The organism is Chromatiaceae bacterium (assembly GCA_016714645.1).
Lineage (GTDB): Bacteria > Pseudomonadota > Gammaproteobacteria > Chromatiales > Chromatiaceae > M0108.
In genome coordinates this window covers 301,461-316,933 of sequence record JADKCI010000001.1, presented here as the reverse complement: position 1 = coordinate 316,933, position 15,473 = coordinate 301,461, and the positions used below count along the sequence as shown (strand labels likewise).

Here is a 15,473-nt window from a genome sequence, read left to right as displayed (position 1 = left end):
CTAGCCCCCCACCACAGGCCCTGCCACCGACCCTGTCGCCGGTGGCAGGGCCTGATAGCGCTGGATCGCCAGCCGCACATTGAACAGCAACTGGTCCCGGCCCAGGCGGTCGGCAAGGCCCGCGTTGCGCACCACCTCCAGGACGCCGGGGTTGAGCCCGGACAGCCACAGGGCAAAGCCTCGCTCACAGGCCCGCCGCTCCCCTTCGATGAGCGCCTGCAGCGCCGAATACTCGATGTCCGGCACCCGACTCAGGTCGAGCAAGAGGACGCGGGGTTGATGTTCCTCCGCCAGCGCCAGTATCCGCTCCCCAAGCTGGCGGGCGTTGAAGAAGAAGATCCGCCCCTCGGGACGCAGGATCAGCAAGCCAGGAAAGGTCTCGTCGTCCGGGTGCTCCGGGGACAGGGGCCGCAACACGTCCACCCCCCGTTTGCGACCGATGACATAGAGGTTCGGCCGGGCCTCCTGGCTGGCCAGACCTAGCAGCGACAGGATGATCGCCACCACGATGCCCTTGAGGGTGCCGAAAACCAGGACACCCAGGCAGGCCACCAGCGCCCAGCGGAACTCCATCCGTCGCACCTGGCGAATAGCGAGGAACTCGGCCGGCTGGATGAGCCCCACCGAGTAAACTATCACCACCGCCGCCAGGGTCGCATAAGGCAGCAGGCCCAGCACCGGGGCCAGCAGCAGCATGGTGGCCGCCGCCACCCCCGCCGTTACCAGCGCGGCCATCCGCGTGCGTCCACCGGCGGCGCACACCACGGCCGTCTGCGAGGTGCCGCCACCCGCGGGCATGGCGCCGAACAGGGCGCCACCGAGATTGGCCGCCCCCGTGGCCAGCAGTTCGCGATTAGCATCGATGGGTGGGTCGGTCTGCTTGGCGAAGGCGCGCCCCGCCGCAATCGACTCGGTGAAGCTCATCAGGGCGATGCCCAGAGCCCCCGGCAGGAGCATTTCGACCAAGGCCGGATCGGGCAGGGTCAGGGCGGGCAGCCCCTGGGGAATGAGGCCGACGATTGACACCCCCAGTTCCGGTAATCCCAGCAACCAGGTGGCGGCGATGGCCCCGCCCACGGCGACCAGGGGGGCTGGCGCCTGGGGCCATCGCCGCTCCAGGAAGATCAACACCAGCAGGGTGGCCGCCGCCATGGCCAGCGTGGTCAACGAGGTCTGGGGCAGGTGGTGGACGAGACTGACGACATCACGGAAAAAGCCCGCCTTCTCGATATGGATCCCGAGCAGCTTGGGCACCTGGTCGAGCACGATCACCAGGCCGATGCCGGCCTTGAAGCCGGTCAAGACGGGGGTCGAAATGAAGTTGGCGACGAAGCCCAGACGCAGGACACCCGCCAGCACCAGCATGACGCCCACCAAGCCGGTCAGGGTCGCGGCGGCGGTCACGAGTTGGGCCGGGTCGCCGCTGGGCACCGCCAGCCCGAGCTGGGTTCCGGCCAGGATGGCGAGGGTAGTGGTCGAACTGACGCTGAGCACCCGCGAGGAACCGAGCAGGGCGTAGATGACCATCGGCACGAAGGCGGTATAGAGGCCCACCGCCACCGGCAGGCCGGCCACCGTCGCATAGGCCATGGCCTTGGGCACGACGACGGCCGCCGCCGTGAGGCCGGCGACCAGGTCGAACCGGATGGACCCGGCGACCGGGTGGGTTGCCCCCGTGGTTTGATCCCTACTCATCATGTCTCCTCCCCCGCCCTTGGCCTGACGGCAGCAATTCCGGGTTGATTTCTCCAAGCCTGGGGCGACATCCCCGACCAGCGGCGAAAGGCGCGCGTCAGGGCGCTGATCTCGCCATAGCCTAGGATAGCCGCGATCTGGCCAACGGACAGGGCCGTGTTCGCCAGCAACTGGCAAGCGATGTCATACCGGACCTCCGCCACCAAGGCCTTGAGGCTGGTGCCTTGCTCCGCCAGGCGGCGGTTGAGGGTCCGGGGGTGCAGGGAAAAGAGTTCCGCGACCTCCTCCTGGGAACCCCGGGAGGTGGTAAGCAGGGTGCGCAGCGTACAACGCAAGCGGCCGACCAGATCAGTCTGGCTTAGATCAGCCAACGCAACTATCCGCTGCTCGATTTCCTGGTGCCGAGCGGGATCGGCCCCCGGCAGGGCCTGGTTCAGCCACTTCGCGGGAAAGACCAGGGCCGTCTGTTCACGATCGAAGCGCAAGGGGGCCTGAAAGCAGCGGCGAAAGGGGGCGATATCCTCCGGTTGGCGGTGAGCAAACAGGACCTCGCTGGGGAGCCAGGCGGGACCGCACAGCGAACGCATAATGTTCAAGCAGATGGCCATGGCGCCGTCATTAATCTGGTCGGTTCCCTCCCCGTGGCGGTAAATCAAGTAACTCAGCACCGCCATCTCGCCCTCCAAGGACAAGAGGGGCGCCGCACCCCGGTCGTGCAGATGCAGATTAAGCACCAGACTCCGCAGAGCCGTGCCAACATCCGGCGCATGGGGGAGCAGTTGGCCGATCAGACCCAAGCACTCAGGCCCCATGCGCTGGCCGAGCAGCAGGCCGAAATGAGGACAGCCGGTCAGTGTCGCGCCGGCCTGTAGCAACCGACCCAGAATCGGGAAGGGGATCAAATTCTCGGCATCGCTGAACAGCGTCTCCACCAAGCCCAGGGGACCGATCGCGGCCTCCAAATCCACGCCCAACTCCTCCAGCAGCGCGGGCACCCCGACCATGGGACCGACCCTGAGGCTAGCTTCAAGGGCGGGTCGCTCCCAAAGGCCGGCTTTCGGGAGCGCCAGGCCCTGGGACGGGCTATCACTCATGGATACAGAACCTCGGTAATTTGTCGCAATATGTCAAGCAGACGCCTGCCCTTCCGGTAATAATCCCGTTAGGGTGCGCGCTGACCAACCCGCGCCCGGGGTCATGTCCTTGATGATGAAGCGAGTCGCCCGGGTGGCGGCGGCCCAAGATGGAGCAAATCCCATCTAGCGCATCTTACGCACATAAGCCCAGGAATAATAACAACCCTGCCCCGTCCCCAGCCAGCCCTCTCCAGTGGCTTGAAAATTATCAATAATCCCCATTGCCACCATCCAGTCATCCTTGTGGAGAAGTTACGCATGAAGACACTTTCTATGACCTTGCTGATCGCCCTGGGTCTTGTCGCTGGCATTAGCCAGGCGGCCGACCCGGGGCCGAGCCATAGTCCCCCGGGCTCCCCCAGCGCGACGACGACGATCAGCGGCAAGCAACTGCCCGCGCCCGATCCGGCCTTCGGCGGCGTCATCAAGGACGACGCCCTTCAGTCCAAGCCCTGGTGGGCACCGCGCTTGGTGCCGCCCAAGAAGGCGCCTAACGTCCTGCTCATCATGACCGACGACTCGGGTTTCGGCGTGCCAAGCACCTTCGGCGGCGTCATCCCGACCCCGACCATGGACCGCATCGCCCAGGACGGCCTGCGCTACAACAACATCCATTCCACCGCGCTCTGCTCGCCGACGCGCGCCGCCCTGATCACGGGGCGTAACCACCACTCCGCCGGCTTCGGCGTCATCTCGGAGCAGTCCACCGGCTTCCCCGGCTACAACAGCATCATCGCCAAGGACAAGGCGACCATCGGGCGCATCCTCAAGGAGAACGGCTATGCCACCTCCTGGTTCGGCAAGGACCACAATGTCCCGGCCTTCGCGGCCAGCCAGGTCGGACCCTTCGAGCATTGGCCCGTCGGTCAAGGCTTCGATTACTTCTTCGGCTTCGTCGGGGGCGATGCCAACCAGTGGCAGCCGAACCTCTTCCGCAACACCACCCAGATCTATCCCTTCGAAGGCAAGCCGGAGTGGAACCTGATCACCGGCATGGCCGACGATGCCATCGACTACCTGAACCGGATCAACCAGATCGATCCGAGCAAGCCCTTCTTCCTCTATTACGTCCCCGGTGCCACCCATGCGCCTCATCACCCGACCCAGGAATGGGTGGACAAGATCAGCGCCATGCACCTCTTCGACGACGGGTACGAGAAGCTGCGCGAGCGGATCTTCGAGAACCAGAAGCGGCTCGGCGTAATCCCGGCCGACACCCAGTTGGAGCCCTGGCCCAAGGAGGTGATCAAGCCCTGGGATGAGCTCACGGCAGAGGAGAAAAAGCTCTTCATCCGCCAGGTGGAGGTCTTCGCCGCCTTCGAGGCCTACAACGACCACGAGATCGGCCGGGTCATCCAGGCCGTCAAGGACATGGGCAAACTTGATGACACGCTGGTCATCTACATCAACGGCGACAACGGCACCAGCGCCGAGGGCGGACCCCTGGGCACCCCCAACGAGGTCGCCTTCTTCAACGGCGTCAACATGATGCCCGCCGCCGAGCAGATGAAGTGGTATGACGTTTGGGGTACCGAGCAGACCTACAACCACATGTCGGCGGGCTGGTCCTGGGCCTTCGACACGCCCTTCACCTGGTTCAAGCAGAACGCCTCCAAGCTCGGCGGCATCCGCCAGTGCATGGCCGTCTCCTGGCCCGGCCATATCAAGGACAAGGGCGCCCTGCGCGAGCAGTTCATGCACGTCATCGACGTGGTACCCACCCTCCTGGAGGTCTCCGGCATTCCCGCCCCCGAACAGGTGGACGGCATCAAACAGGCGCCTATCGAGGGCACCAGCTTCGCCTACACCTTCGACGAGAAGAATGCCAAAACGCCGTCTCGGCACAAGACCCAATACTTCGAGATGATGGGGCAGTGGGCCCTCTATCACGAGGGCTGGCTGCTCAGTACCAAGGTCAACCGCGCGCCCTGGGAGGCCTTTGGCGCCGCCAACCCGGACCCGCTGAACAACCAGGTGCTGGAGCTCTATGACCTGACCAAGGACTTCAGCCAGTCCAAGGACATCGCCGACCAGCATCCCAACAAGGTCAAGGAGCTGAAGCAAATATTCATCGAGGAGGCAAAGAAGCACCAGGTCTTCCCCCTGGACGCCTCGGTAGCCGCGCGCATCGTGGCCCCGCGCCCCAACATCACCGCCGGGCGCAGCGAGTTCGTCTATACGCACCCCATGGTCGGGCTGCCCCAGGGCGACTCACCGATGCTGCTCAACAGCTCCTATACCATCACGGCGGACATCGAGGTGCCGGAAGGCGGTGCCGAAGGCATGATCCTGACCTCGGGCGGGCGCTTTGCCGGCTATGGCTTCTATCTGCTCAAGGGCAAGCCGGTCTTCCTCTGGAATCTCATCGACCTCAAGCGTGTCAAGTGGGAAGGGCCTGATGCCCTCACGTCCGGTAAGCACCGTATCGAGTTCGACTTCCAGTACGACGGCCTCGGTGTCGGCACCCTCGCCTTCAATAACATGAGCGGCCTCGGCCGGCCCGGCACCGGTACCCTCAAGGTGGACGGCAAGGCGGTCCAGACCATTAGCCTGCCCCATACGCTCCCCATGATCCTGCAATGGGACGAGTCCTTCGATATCGGCTCCGACACGCTGACCGGGGTAAACGACGCTGACTACCAGCCGCCCTTCCCGCTGACTGCCAAGCTCGACAAGCTGACCATCAAGGTGGACCGTCCGGAGCTCTCGCCCGAGGATATTCAGAAGCTGAAGGAGGGCACAGCCAAGACGGAGGCGGGCAGAGAATAGCTATCCCCTCGCGTCATCCGCAGGCCGGGGTCGCTCGGCAACGGGCGGCCTGCAGCCTTAGCCCTATTGCCAATACCCAGGAGCCAAGGACGGCGCCAACGCCACTTGGCCACCGGCTGCCTAGGCCATGGCTAGGAAATAGCGCTCATCACCCATGCCATCATGCCCGTCTTGCGAGCACCAGCTCATGAAAACGGTCGATCGCGAGCCTAATCGTACACCAGCCGGCCTGGCGCTGGTCGGGGAAGGAACCTGCCGCATGGCTGCCTTGCTCCCCCTGCCCGGGCTGCTGCGGGAGTTGGGCCAGGACCCCGACCGCCTGATTGGCGAGGCCGGCCTGGACCTGGCGCTTTTCCAGGACGCGGAGAACACCATTCCTTTCGTGGCGATGGGCCGTCTGATGATCCACTGCGCCAAGGAGACCCAGTATCCCCATCTGGGCCTGGAACTTGGGCGGCGCTCCGGGCTGGAGACCCTGGGCCTACTCGGGAAACTCGCCGCAGCCGCGCCGGATCTTGGCAGTGCCCTGCGTGCCATCATCCTGTATTCGCATCTGCATGATCGCGGGGCCGTCCCACTGCTGTGGGAGCGTGGCGATCAGGCGATGGTCGGCTACGTTATCCACTGGCCGGACGTGCCGGGCACGCACCAGATCTACGACGGTGCCCTGGCGATCCTCTTCAAGGTCCTGACGACCCTGGGAGGTCCAGATTGGGGGGCTACCGAGGTCGCGCTGCACCCGGCGCCGAATCGGGATCTGGCCCCTTACCGGGCCTTCTTCCGTTGCCCTCCGCGGATTGGGGCCCGGCACGCGGCCATAGCCTTCCCCGCCCTCTGTCTGACCCGGCCGCTGGAGGGGGCCGATGCGCTCGCCTATGTGCGCATACTGCGGGAGATCGAGGCCATGGAAGCCCTACGCGGTATCGGATTTTGCAAGCGGGTCGAACGTGTTCTGCGTCGCTTGCTGATCGCTGGCGACCCATTGGGCGGAACCAGCCTGGAGCAGATGGCCGTGCTCTTCAGGCTGCATCCGCGCACCCTCAACCGCCGCCTCCAGGCCGAGGGCACAAGCTTTCGGATCCTCCTTGACGAGAGCCGCTATCGGATCGCGCGCCAACTCCTGCGCGATACCCTGCTCAGCGTCGAGGATCTGGCGATGGCGCTCGGCTATGCCGATGCCACGGCCTTTAGCCGGGCCTTCCGCCGCTGGTCCGGGACATCCGCCAGTTGCTGGCGCGCCAACCGGCCCCGGGGTTGAGCGGACGGACGCCGCCGGAGGCGGCCGCGACCCGCTCGGGCTGGCCCCCGACCTGGAGCCACGCCCGTGGTGTGTCGAGAAATGTCAGCTCGGCCCTACGGGATCACGGCATAATCGCACGGCGCATTGCAGACCCCCGGTCTACGGATCGATCCGACGATGTTCCAAAATTGACGGCAGTACCTTTACTCCCACGTCACCGATAACCCAAAGGAAAATCCGATGAAAGCCGATATGCACGCCCTAGGTTCGGCACTCTGGGGGGCCGCGCTCATATTAGCGGCCGCCTCGTGCCTCGCAGCCGAGATACAGACCACCGGGGCGCCAGGTTCTCCTGGCGCCACCACGGCCATCAGCGGCCATCAACTGCCGCCGCCCGATCCGAAGTTCGGCGGGGTGATCGATGAGAAGGCATCCGATTCGAAACCCTGGTGGGCGCCACGCGTCGTGCCGCCTAAGGGAGCGCCCAACGTGCTGCTCATCATGACCGACGATAGCGGCTTCGGTGCGCCGAGCACCTTCGGCGGCGTCGTCCCGACCCCCGCACTTGATCGCATCGCGCAGGACGGGCTGCGTTACACCAACTTCCATTCCACCTCGCTCTGCTCGCCCACCCGAGCGGCCCTGATCACCGGGCGCAACCACCACGTGGCCGGCTTCGGGGTGGTGGGCGAGATCGCGACGGGATTCCCGGGCTATGACTCGGTCATCCGCAAGGAGAACGGCACCATCGGCACCATCCTGAAGGACAACGGGTATGCGACGTCGTGGTTCGGCAAGGACCACAATACGCCCTTCTACCAGTCGACCCAGGCCGGACCCTTCGACCAGTGGCCGAACGGCATGGGCTTCGAGTACTTCTATGGCTTCGTCGGCGGCGACGCCAGCCAGTGGCAGCCGAACCTGTACCGCAACACCACGGCTATCTACCCCTTCGAGGGCAAGCCGGGCTGGAACCTAACCACGGCCATGGCCGACGAGGCGATCCAGTACATGAAGGAGTTGAAGGAAATCGCCCCCGACAAGCCATGGCTCGTCTATTACGTGCCGGGCGGCACCCACGCCCCCCATCATCCGACGCCGGAATGGATCGAGAAGATCAGCGACATGCACCTCTTCGACGAGGGCTGGAACAAGATTCGCGAGACCATCTTCGCCAACCAAAAGCGCCTGGGCATCATGCCCGAGAACGCGACCCTGACCCCGTGGCCGAAGGAGCTGCCGGAGTGGGCTTCCCTCAGTTGGGATGAGAAGAAGCTCTTCATCAAACAGGCCGACGTCTTCGGGGCCTACCTCGCCTACACCGACCACGAGATCGGCCGCGTCATCCAGGCGGTCGAGGACCTGGGCGAGCTCGACAACACCCTGATCATCTACATCGCCGGCGACAACGGCGCGAGCGCGGAAGGCATGCTCAACGGCACTCCAAACGAGTTCACCACCTTCAATGGCATCCCCGTGCCGGTCAAGGACCAATTCCTCTGGTACGAGTTTTGGGGGTCCGACCGGACCTTCCCGCACTTTGCGGCACCCTGGGCCTGGGCGATGGACACGCCCTTCAAGTGGATGAAGCAGGTGGCGTCGCACTTCGGCGGGACGGCTCAGGGCGTGGCCATGTCGTGGCCGGGCTATATCAAGGACGTGGGTGGCATCCGCCGCCAGTTCCATCACATCATCGACATCGCCCCGACCATCCTCCAGGCGACCGGCATCGCGCAGCCCGAGACGATCAACGGCATCAAGCAGCGCCCCATCGAAGGGGTGAGCATGGAATACACGTGGGACAAGGCAAACGCCAACGCGCCCACCCGACACACCACGCAATACTTCGAGATGCTCGGCAACCGCGCTATCTATCACGACGGTTGGTTGGCAACCACGACCCCGGCGACGCTCCCATGGGAACTAAGCAGCAAACCGGCGCCCGACGTCATCACCGGGTACCAGTGGGAGCTCTACCACGTCCTGGAGGATCCCACCCAGTCCAACGACCTGGCTGCCAAGATGCCGGACAAGCTCAAACAGATGCAGCACATCTTCTACGCCGAGGCGAAGAAGTATGACGTGCTGCCCCTCGACAACACGTCGCTGACGCGCTGGAACGCGCCGAAGCCGAACCTCACCGCGGGACGCAAGATCTTCAGCTACACGGGTACGCTAACCGGCGTGCCCAACAGCGGCGCTCCGAGCATCCTGAACAAGTCCTACACCATCACCGCCGAGGTCACGATCCCGGAAGGCGGCGCGGAAGGCATGATCGTCACCGACGGCGGGCGCTTTGGCGGCTACGGACTCTTCCTGAGCAAGGGCGAGCTGGGCATTGGCCGGGGCAAACCGGTATTCCTCTACAACCTGCTCGATCTCAAGCGCACCATCTGGGAAGGGCCCGAGCTAGGCGCCGGCAAGCACACCATCGTCTTCGACTTTAAGTCCGATGGTCCAGGGTTGGGTAAGGGCGGGACGGGCGTGCTCTCCGTGGATGGCAAGGAGGTGGCCAGGAATTCCATGGAGCACGCCACCCCGATCACCTTCCCGGAGGACGAAACCTTCGACATCGGTCAGGACACACGCACTGGCGTCGCCATGATCGAGTATCGCTACGAGCCGCCATTCAAGTTCACCGGCATGATCGACAAGGTCACCTTTAACCTCGAACCGGAGCAGTACACGGCGGAAGAACAAAGGCAGATGCCGGCCATTCGCGACCGGGCCGCGCGTGCAAAGGACTGATCGCGTGACGGACACAAGCAAGAAATTGCTGGCCCTGGCTGCCTTGGGGGAGGCGGCCACGGGCCTCGCCCTGCTGCTGGCCCCGGCGTTCGTTGCCCGCCTGCTGCTAGGCCCCGACGACCTGACCGGGATCGCGGTGGTGCTCGCGCGGGTGACCGGTATCAGCCTGATCGGGCTGGGCCTGAGCTGCTGGCCAGGGGACACGGCGCTGGCCGGGATGCTAACCTACAGTGGGGGCGTGACCCTGTACCTCACCCTGGTCGGACTCGAGGGCGAATTCGTCGGGGTTCTGCTGTGGCCGGCAGTGGTACTGCACGCCCTGCTGACGGGATTACTGACGTGGGCCTGGAGGAGAAGGCCTGTGATTCCGCGGGCTCGGATCTGAATCTCCGAACCGTCGGTGGTGTCACGATCAGGATGGAGCATTGACCCACCACCGTACCGCAACCCTGCGGTGAAAACGCATCGCGTAATCAGCGCGATACATCATCCAAGTTGTCTGAGGCCAACCCTAATCCTATGAACAAGAAGTTTCTGAGAATGACCCATGTAGCCGTCCTTGCGGCGGCCCTGCCCCTCTTCACCGCCTGTAGCTCGATGGAGACCGGCAACGAGAGCGAGAAGCCAGGCGCCATTGCCGTGGAGACAGTGCAGATGACCGCGACCGTCAAGGCCGTGGATCCGCGCAATCGCACGGTCACCCTCGCCGGCAAGAACGGCAAGCGGGAGACCTATAAGGTGGGCAAGGAGGCGGTCAACTTTGACCAGATCAAGGTGGGCGACCGGGTGAATGTCAGGGTGACCGAGGCCCTGGCCGTGTTCCTGCGGCCTCAAGGTACCCCACCCAGCATCGGCGAAGGGGCAGTAGTCGCGTTGGCGCCGAAGGGGGCGATGCCAGGCGGCATGGTGGCTACAACGTCGGAGGTAACGGCCCGCGTGGTATCCGTGGACACTGCCAGCCATCACGCGACCCTGCAGCTCCCCGATGGACGCAAGAGAAGGGTGAGCGTTAACCCGAGCATCGATCTGGCGCAGGTTGCTCCGGGTAGTGCCGTGACGGTGCAGGTCGCCGACGCCCTGGCCATTTCGGTGGAAAGGCCCTAGGGCAAACAGGCACTGAAATAAGCTCACTGGCCGATCGGGAGCATCTCCCGGTCCGGCTCTTCGTCCCCTTCTGGGATGAGGGCGCGGACAGCTTCAAGTCCGATCCACCCAACCGCACCCTCTCCGTGGTGCTTAGAAAGGCAAACCAAGATGAATAAGCCGTTATTGCAAGCGGGAGCCTGGTTGGCGATGACTAGCCTCAGTCTCCTGGCGTCAACCGGTTCCGCCCTGGCCGCCAAGGTGGATAGTTACGACGGGCAATGGCATTACAACTTCACGCCCTACCTGTGGTTTCCGAATATCGAACAGCGGCTCCAGCATACGAATCCCTGGGGGGGAGGCAAGAGCGTCGAAGTGGAGGTCAAGCCAGACAGCTACCTCAGCAACCTCAAATTCGGCCTGATGGGCACCCTGGAGGCTCGCCAGGGCAACTGGTCCCTGGTCACGGATCTGATCTACACCGACTTTGGCCATCAGGATGGGCGAATCAAGCAGGTGCAAGGGCCCTTGGGCGCCGAACCCATTGCGATCGACCGGAATGTCGATGTGAAGGTTCAAGCCCTGATCCTGCAAGGCGCCGCCGGCTACACCCTCGCCCGGGGTGCCGCGGGGACTCTGGACCTCTTGGGCGGCATCCGCTACCTGGGTTTGGACACCGAGACCGGCCTGAGTTTCTCCGGTCCCGAGGGCATCCTGTCACCCTCGCTCAGCCGTTCTCAACGGCTGGACGTCTGGGATGGCTTTGTGGGGGTACGCGGGGAGCTGTTCCTTGGCGATGCAAAGCAGTGGTTTCTGCCCTACTATCTTGATGTCGGTGCGGGCAATTACTCAAATTGGAGCTGGCAAGGCCTGATTGGTCTCGGCTATCGCCTGGGCTGGGGCGATCTCCTGCTGGCCTTCCGCACCCTCAACTACGCGACGACAGGCGATGAGGCCTTGCAAAAGATGAGCATGACCGGCCCGGCCCTGGGGGCGACGTTCCACTGGTAAGGCTCGCCCCATAAAGTGAATCCAGGCCACGGGCCCACCCTTAATTCCTAACCGAGGTAGTCACGTGTTCAACAAAATGTCCAAAGCCATCCTCCTCGCGACCCTAGCGCTGTTCTCGGTCCTGGCCGTGGAAGTTGCCCTTGATGCCGGGCTGGTCATCCAAAAGGCACATGCGGTGATTGGCAGGCCCCTGACCCCGATGAGCTATGCCGGCGTGGCCCGCCGCACCAGCCGCCGCATGATCTATGCGACGTCCGTCTATGCGGCGACCTTGCCCGCGGGCTGTCGGACAGTCATTATCGAAGGGACTTCCTTACATCAATGCGGAGGGACCTACTACCAGACCAGCGGCAGCCGCTACGTGGTGGTAAGGGTGGATTAATCCCAGTCTTCCAATCTATCCCCAGCAAACATCGATGGCCCCGAGCCATCAACACCCACCCCAGGAGTCTATCCCCTTATGAAAGCAAGTTACCTCAAACCCATCCCCAAGCGCCTCCGCCTGGCTAGCCGTGGCCTGATGCTGGCCGGCCTGCTGGTCATGGCCTCCTCCGGTGCCCAGGCCGAGGCGGGCGATGATGCCAAGGCCATTCTCAAGGCTATGTCGGACTATCTGGGCAGTCAGCAAGCCATCGCGCTGACCTTTGACAGCGATATCGAGGTCATCACCCCGGAGTTGGAGAAACTCCAGTTCACCAATTCCGGCGAGGTGCTCTTGAGCCGCCCGGACAAACTGCGCGCCCACCGCAAGGGCGGCTATGCAGACGTGACGATGGTCTTCGACGGCAAAACCGTCAGCATCCTTGGCAAAAACCTCAACGGCTATGCCCAGTTGGAAGCGCCGGGCAGTGTTGACCAGTTGCTGGAGGCCCTGCGCGCGGGTCATGGCATCGCCCTGCCCGGCGCGGATCTGCTCCAGTCAAAGTCCTATGACACCCTGGTGGCCGGCATTCTGGAGGCCAAACATATTGGCCGCGGCGTCATCGACGGCGTGGAATGCGAGCATCTGGCCTTCCGCAACTTTGATACGGACTGGCAGTTATGGGTAGAGGTCGGTGACCGGCCGATGCCGCGCAAGATGGTCATCACCAGCAAAACGGTGAATAACGCCCCGCAATACACCCTGCGCGTCAAGGACTGGAAAACCGACGTCGTGCCAGCGGCCGATGCCTTCACCTTCACGCCGCCGGCCAACGCCATTCAACTGAGCCCGGATGCCCTTGCCGATCTTGACGAATTGCCCAAGTAAATTCCCCAAGGAGAACGCTCATGACTCGCATCACACCCAGGGTTGTATTCATGGTTGGCCTGGCTACCGCCGGCTGGCTGGCTAATGGCGACTTCGGGCCCGGCAGGCCCGGTTTCCTGGTCGCCACCGCCGAGGCGGTGGTCGGCCGCCCCGCCACCCCCGTCAGCTATGCCGGGGTCGCCCGGCGGTCTACCGTCGGCGTCGGGGCGCCCGGGGTCGGCGTCATGCCTGGGGTCGGGGTCGGCGCACCTGGCGTCGGCGTAGCCCCCGGGGTCGGGGTCGGCGCGCCCGGGGTGGGGGTTCAGCCCATGAACCGTGGCGGCCCCGTGAACCGCGTAGGGATTCGCTAAACCCTAAGCCCCCGGCGATCTCCAACCGAAGCCCAAGGGGCGATACCCCTATTTCGCACCTTGGGCCACCCTTGTCGGGCATCCTATGCTACCCCCATGCGCCACGTACCCCAAGAGCAGCGCCGTTATTCCGCCGCTGTTCCAAAAAAGGCCGGCCTTCCTCGGAATCCTGATGGTTGGCCCAGCCGCCGCATGGGTGCGCTGGCTGCCGATCCTGATGGTGCTCTGCCTCATGGCCGGAATCGTGCGCGGCCAAGAGGCGGAGTATCCGCTGCAACCCCCGGACCGCGGCAGCCCGCGCGCTACCCTGGTAACCTTCCTCGCGGCTGGCGATGCCCTCGCTGCCTATCTGGCCGACGAGTATCTGGCTAGCCCCACGCGGGAGGGATTTCAACACCTCAGTGAATTGGGCGCGGCCGCGGTGGCCTGTCTAGACTTGAGCGAAATACCACCAGCGGCGCGTCTCAAGGCTGGCCGGGCCGCAGCCGTCGCCCTCTACGAGACCCTGAGCCGACTGCACCTGCCGGCCATCGAGGACATTCCCGATGCCAAGGCCATGAGCCAGATCGGCAGTGATGCGGTCAAGGCTTGGGTGATCCCCCACACCGAAATCACCCTAGCAAAGGTAGAAAAGGGTACTCAAAGCGGTGAATTTCTCTTCAGCCCCACCACCCTTGCCCATGCGAGTGACTACTTCGAGAAGGTGCGCCCAGTGCCCCTCACCCGCGCCCTGCCCATGGAAAACTTGCACGACGTGCTGGTCAACGGCGGCGGTTGGATGATCCCCTACGCCTGGATCCAATCCTTGCCGGGCTGGCTACAGACCCCGCTGACCGATCAGTCTCTTTGGAAATGGCTCGCTCTAACCGTGGTCCTGGCAATCTTTTTGCTCTTGCTGCGCTGGGTCTATCGCTTTTCGCGGCTGGCCGAGCATGAACACCCCTTCTTACGGGCCCTGGCCCAGATGGCCTTGCCGACCTATCTGCTGCTTGCGAGTCCCACCATCGCCTATCTTGCGCTGGTCCAACTCAACCTGATCGACAGCGTCGCCGCCGCGATAGATCTAGTAACCACCGCTATTATGTTCCTAGCGGGGGCCTGGATCGCCTGGCGGCTGGCACCCGTGGTCGCCGAGGCCATGATCGCCTCGCCCAAGATTTCCCTGGAGAGCGTCGATGCCCATCTGATCCGCATCACCGCCCGCCTCCTAGGGGCATTGGGCGCGGCTGGGCTGCTGGTCCTCGGGGCCAACTGGCTAGGTATTCCCGTGTACGGCATCATCGCCGGAGTGGGCGTCGGTGGCCTGGCCTTCGCCCTCGCCGCCAAACCGAGTCTCGAGAATCTGATTGGCGGTCTCAACCTCTTCGCCGACAAGCCCATGAAGGTGGGCGACCTTTGCAAATACGGCGCCGAAATCGGCTGGATCGAGGCCATCGGCATCCGCTCTACCCGCATCAGAGGCCGGGATCGCACCCTGACCAGCATCCCCAACGGCATGCTCGCGACCATGCCGGTCGTGAATATGAGCCAACGCGATCGGATACTGATCCAGTCACTGGTCACAGTGCGCTACGAGACCAGCCCGGAACAGCTCCGCTACCTGCTCGCCAAGATCCGCGAGATGTTGGTAGGCCATCCGCGTATCGACCCCGATTCGTCGCGGGCCCGGTTCATCGATTTTGGCGCCAGCTCGCTGGATATCGAGGTCTACGCCTACGTCCAGACCCGGGACTGGGCAGAGTTTCTCGCCATCAGGGAGGACATCCTGCTGCGGATCATGGACATCGTCGCCCACAGCGGGACCAGCTTCGCCTTCCCCTCGCAAACGCTCTATTTCGCCCGCGACAGCGGACTCGATGCCCAAGGTGCCCTACTTGCGGAAGCCGAGGTGCGCCAATGGCGGGAAGAGGGCAGCCTGCCCTTCCCAAACTTCACGCCAGAGCGCTTGGAACAGATGCGCGGCCAAGTCGCCTATCCGCCGCCAGGTTCTCAGGGGGCGACAACCGCGGCTTGACCTCCGCTAGTCCCCCAACACCCGCCCCCTGCCGACCAGTTCCTCGCCCAAGGCATCGAACTCGGCGAGCCGCGCCCGCCGGCGCTTACCCTTGGCGGCCTTGGCCAAGGGTCACGAAGGATTCTCGTCAAGCAGGCCCCAGCGAACGGCGTTGCTGCCTGCGACGAGCAGGCTCAGC

General features: G+C 64.1%; 12 protein-coding genes. 10 read left to right on the top strand and 2 right to left on the bottom strand.

Annotated features, from left to right (window positions below; genetic code table 11):
* Window positions 1-1,698, bottom strand: a complete 1,698-nt coding sequence (locus tag IPN92_01480) for a SulP family inorganic anion transporter (protein MBK8636991.1) — start codon at window positions 1,696-1,698, stop codon at window positions 1-3.
* A complete protein-coding gene (locus tag IPN92_01475) occupies window positions 1,695-2,789 on the bottom strand; it encodes an AraC family transcriptional regulator (GenBank protein MBK8636990.1) in 1,095 nt (364 codons plus the stop codon). Before IPN92_01475 ends, IPN92_01480 begins: the two co-directional genes overlap by 4 nt.
* Before the next feature lie 300 nt (window positions 2,790-3,089).
* On the opposite strand from IPN92_01475, the gene IPN92_01470 reads away from it, so the two are divergent.
* The 10 genes from IPN92_01470 to IPN92_01425 all read left to right on the top strand — a co-directional run bounded on the left by IPN92_01470 (window position 3,090) and on the right by IPN92_01425 (window position 15,295).
* The gene (locus IPN92_01470) at window positions 3,090-5,600 is read left to right on the top strand and encodes an arylsulfatase (GenBank protein ID MBK8636989.1); all 2,511 of its coding nucleotides are present in this window, start codon (window positions 3,090-3,092) and stop codon (window positions 5,598-5,600) included.
* Window positions 5,601-5,859: 259 nt separating this feature from the next.
* Window positions 5,860-6,858: an AraC family transcriptional regulator gene (locus tag IPN92_01465; protein MBK8636988.1), complete on the top strand. Its 999-nt coding sequence runs from the start codon at window positions 5,860-5,862 to the stop codon at window positions 6,856-6,858.
* Window positions 6,859-7,092: 234 nt separating this feature from the next.
* On the top strand, window positions 7,093-9,588 hold the full coding sequence (locus IPN92_01460) for an arylsulfatase (protein MBK8636987.1): 2,496 nt from the start codon (window positions 7,093-7,095) through the stop codon (window positions 9,586-9,588).
* Between the two features lie 4 nt (window positions 9,589-9,592).
* Window positions 9,593-9,973: a hypothetical protein gene (locus IPN92_01455; GenBank protein ID MBK8636986.1), complete on the top strand. Its 381-nt coding sequence runs from the start codon at window positions 9,593-9,595 to the stop codon at window positions 9,971-9,973.
* Window positions 9,974-10,107: 134 nt separating this feature from the next.
* Window positions 10,108-10,692 (top strand): hypothetical protein, encoded by a 585-nt coding sequence (locus IPN92_01450; GenBank protein ID MBK8636985.1) that lies wholly within the window; start codon window positions 10,108-10,110, stop codon window positions 10,690-10,692.
* 189 nt (window positions 10,693-10,881) lie between these two features.
* Window positions 10,882-11,682 carry a hypothetical protein gene (locus tag IPN92_01445; protein MBK8636984.1) on the top strand — a complete coding sequence of 267 codons (801 nt, stop codon included), beginning with the start codon at window positions 10,882-10,884 and terminating at the stop codon, window positions 11,680-11,682.
* A 76-nt stretch (window positions 11,683-11,758) separates the two neighbouring features.
* Window positions 11,759-12,064: a hypothetical protein gene (locus IPN92_01440; protein ID MBK8636983.1), complete on the top strand. Its 306-nt coding sequence runs from the start codon at window positions 11,759-11,761 to the stop codon at window positions 12,062-12,064.
* 78 nt (window positions 12,065-12,142) lie between these two features.
* On the top strand, window positions 12,143-12,931 hold the full coding sequence (locus IPN92_01435) for a DUF2092 domain-containing protein (protein ID MBK8636982.1): 789 nt from the start codon (window positions 12,143-12,145) through the stop codon (window positions 12,929-12,931).
* Between the two features lie 20 nt (window positions 12,932-12,951).
* Window positions 12,952-13,281: a hypothetical protein gene (locus IPN92_01430; GenBank protein ID MBK8636981.1), complete on the top strand. Its 330-nt coding sequence runs from the start codon at window positions 12,952-12,954 to the stop codon at window positions 13,279-13,281.
* Between the two features lie 172 nt (window positions 13,282-13,453).
* Window positions 13,454-15,295 carry a mechanosensitive ion channel family protein gene (locus IPN92_01425; GenBank protein ID MBK8636980.1) on the top strand — a complete coding sequence of 614 codons (1,842 nt, stop codon included), beginning with the start codon at window positions 13,454-13,456 and terminating at the stop codon, window positions 15,293-15,295.
* Window positions 15,296-15,473: the final 178 nt, after the last annotated feature.

What these genes read in the sequence shown, in the direction of transcription:
- IPN92_01450 (MBK8636985.1), top strand. Translation starts at nt 10,108, where the DNA reads ATGAACAAGAAGTTTCTGAGAATGACCCATGTAGCCGTCCTTGCGGCG.
- IPN92_01440 (MBK8636983.1), top strand. Translation starts at nt 11,759, where the DNA reads ATGTCCAAAGCCATCCTCCTCGCGACCCTAGCGCTGTTCTCGGTCCTG.
- IPN92_01460 (MBK8636987.1), top strand. Translation starts at nt 7,093, where the DNA reads ATGCACGCCCTAGGTTCGGCACTCTGGGGGGCCGCGCTCATATTAGCG.
- IPN92_01445 (MBK8636984.1), top strand. Translation starts at nt 10,882, where the DNA reads ATGACTAGCCTCAGTCTCCTGGCGTCAACCGGTTCCGCCCTGGCCGCC.
- IPN92_01425 (MBK8636980.1), top strand. Translation starts at nt 13,454, where the DNA reads ATGGTTGGCCCAGCCGCCGCATGGGTGCGCTGGCTGCCGATCCTGATG.
- IPN92_01475 (MBK8636990.1), bottom strand. Translation starts at nt 2,789, where the DNA reads ATGAGTGATAGCCCGTCCCAGGGCCTGGCGCTCCCGAAAGCCGGCCTT.
- IPN92_01430 (MBK8636981.1), top strand. Translation starts at nt 12,952, where the DNA reads ATGACTCGCATCACACCCAGGGTTGTATTCATGGTTGGCCTGGCTACC.
- IPN92_01470 (MBK8636989.1), top strand. Translation starts at nt 3,090, where the DNA reads ATGAAGACACTTTCTATGACCTTGCTGATCGCCCTGGGTCTTGTCGCT.
- IPN92_01465 (MBK8636988.1), top strand. Translation starts at nt 5,860, where the DNA reads ATGGCTGCCTTGCTCCCCCTGCCCGGGCTGCTGCGGGAGTTGGGCCAG.
- IPN92_01480 (MBK8636991.1), bottom strand. Translation starts at nt 1,698, where the DNA reads ATGATGAGTAGGGATCAAACCACGGGGGCAACCCACCCGGTCGCCGGG.
- IPN92_01435 (MBK8636982.1), top strand. Translation starts at nt 12,143, where the DNA reads ATGAAAGCAAGTTACCTCAAACCCATCCCCAAGCGCCTCCGCCTGGCT.